Origin of the sequence: Halopseudomonas oceani (assembly GCF_002903165.1) — a bacterium.
In the GTDB taxonomy this organism is placed as follows: Bacteria; Pseudomonadota; Gammaproteobacteria; order Pseudomonadales; family Pseudomonadaceae; genus Halopseudomonas; species Halopseudomonas oceani.
In genome coordinates, this window is the sequence record NZ_PPSK01000052.1 from 1 (window position 1) to 2,075 (window position 2,075).

Annotated in this window: 4 protein-coding genes; all 4 read right to left on the minus strand. The window is 46.4% G+C overall.

Going from position 1 to position 2,075, the window contains the following annotated elements; genetic code table 11:
- Nucleotides 1-140: 140 nt before the first annotated feature.
- The 4 genes from C1949_RS19340 to C1949_RS19170 all read right to left on the minus strand — a co-directional run bounded on the left by C1949_RS19340 (nucleotide 141) and on the right by C1949_RS19170 (nucleotide 1,921).
- Nucleotides 141-479: a hypothetical protein gene (locus C1949_RS19340; protein WP_146040366.1), complete on the minus strand. Its 339-nt coding sequence runs from the start codon at nucleotides 477-479 to the stop codon at nucleotides 141-143.
- Between the two features lie 69 nt (nucleotides 480-548).
- Nucleotides 549-1,013, minus strand: a complete 465-nt coding sequence (locus tag C1949_RS19160; RefSeq protein ID WP_104739960.1) for a hypothetical protein — start codon at nucleotides 1,011-1,013, stop codon at nucleotides 549-551.
- A 94-nt stretch (nucleotides 1,014-1,107) separates the two neighbouring features.
- Nucleotides 1,108-1,542, minus strand: coding sequence for a hypothetical protein (locus tag C1949_RS19165; RefSeq protein ID WP_104739961.1), 435 nt, complete (start codon nucleotides 1,540-1,542; stop codon nucleotides 1,108-1,110).
- Between the two features lie 85 nt (nucleotides 1,543-1,627).
- Nucleotides 1,628-1,921 carry a hypothetical protein gene (locus C1949_RS19170; RefSeq protein WP_104739962.1) on the minus strand — a complete coding sequence of 98 codons (294 nt, stop codon included), beginning with the start codon at nucleotides 1,919-1,921 and terminating at the stop codon, nucleotides 1,628-1,630.
- Between the last annotated feature and the right edge of the window lie 154 nt (nucleotides 1,922-2,075).

Here is a 2,075-nt window from a genome sequence, read left to right on the forward strand (position 1 = left end):
GATTCACTATCTACAACTTCCATATGGTACCTGTAACTATTCGATCTGCATAACGCCTCAATAATGGGCCGGAAAACCGCGTAGCGGTTTGGAGGTCCAGCCCGAAGGGGCGACATTGATTGATTTGTTAAGTGCCATTGCTACCAGTCTTTAGGCCAATTATGGTGATGATAAGCTACCAGCTCATCATTGCCGTCATAAACTTCAAATCTATGTCGCAGCCCAGCAACCGTGAGAGCTTTTGATACTATACTGGACTGCCTTATTAACTCTTCTGCTGATTCTTCGTCAGCTGTGATACAGGGTGCACCCAGATCTCCACCAAACTCTCGGAATACAAAGTGATCGAAGCCTTGAATTCTTATCGCATATTCTCCGACATTAAGCGAAAGGTTTGCAGCTTCTAATATCTGGCACATTTCATCTTTACTAGGCCAGTTTTCTATTTCACCGGATAAACCTGCGTATTCTTCACTCATAGCACTTAACGCCGCGCTCTGCGGCAACTTTGGAGCGCAGCGGAAAAGTTGTCCGACAGCAGCGCCTTGTTACGAGTTTTCTGGCTCGTGTTTCTTTTGCCAAAATGATAACTGATAATCCTCTAGGTCTTGCTCATCTTCAGGCTTGTAGAAGTCAACGATACAAGGTTTATCAGGAAATAAGTGCGCTAGCCGAGCTTCATAAATTGCTTTGAGCTTTTCACCTAAGATGAGAATTTTGTCTGCTGTTAGATCTTCACAGCCTGAATAGTGAAGATCTGCTATATGTAGATGGTTCATTACCCACTCAACTGATTTAGGCGTGCTACCTTCCTGGCTCTCAAAACCTCGGAGACTTGAAATAGCTTCTTCACAAAAATCTTCACCTTCGAATATGTAACCTTCAAACTCAACGAATTCTGGGCAGAATATGGAAGCATAGCCTACCGCCAATGAAAAGTTCCCACTGCAAGAAATCCATGACTCAAGGTCTATGCCTTTGCCATTATTCCATGCCCCTAACTCTTCTTTCATACTCTCAGGTATATTCATTGCTCTTTACACGTAACGCCCGCAGCACGGGCAAAATTGTAGCGCAGCGGAGATTTTGTCCCTGTGCCTGCGATTGTTAGGCATTCTCGACAAGCCCTCTAAGCTGCTCAGCACATTCAATGCCAGCAGTAGCTATAAGGAAGCGTAAGTCGTCTGCGTGCGCCTCGGTTGCAATAAGCGGTCTCTTCCAGCGATCTACCTTATACTCAGCCCCTGAGAATAAACTGCTCCATACCATTTTGACGGCAGCATCTGCAGCAATTGGCTCGTACTCGGTGGATGTAGTCATCGCCAGGTAATTTTTCAGATATTTAATTGCATCCACCCTATTGATATCGCAGCCCATAATCCTCGCTGCCCGGGCAAACGTAACAACATTTCCCGTTTTCTCAGCCCACTCTATTGGCAGCCAGCCATTCTCGCGCTGCCAGATCAGCTCGGGATTTGTCGAAACTACGTTCTCAATAGCTTTGTGGTCGTGCGCAACAATCGCCCTCGTGAGCTCAGTCATATATTTGCCTAACGCTGCCAACAGCGGCCGAGCGTAGCGAGGTCCAGCCCCGAAGGGGCGATGCTGCTTGGCCTTGTTAAAACTTTTACGCCCATTGCTCAAAAAGCTCCCCGGATGACAGCGCCTCCATAAACGCCTTTTGCTCATCAGTAATTAGCGCACGAGGCGTGCACCCATGCTCATCGGGCTCAGCCAGCAGCCTTGATTGAGCTTCTTTTGCAACTTCGGACAGGGCTCGCTTTTCGTCCTCTGTCATTGCTGCAAAATAATCTGGAAGACTCTCTTGAATTTTTACTGAGTAATCTAGATCGATTATTTCCTCGCCCTCGAACATAAGAAGCCACATATATTCGAACGACAACTCTGCTAGTGTTTTCATGCTCGGTATTGCCTTTGAGTTTTAACAGTTGAGTGGACCGACGGCTTCATCATTACATATCAGTGACTTCTTCATATCACCACTCCATGCTCAAACCGATCGATTGAAAAAATATTTTAAAACAATAGGTTACTGCCAACCCTGCAACACCCGG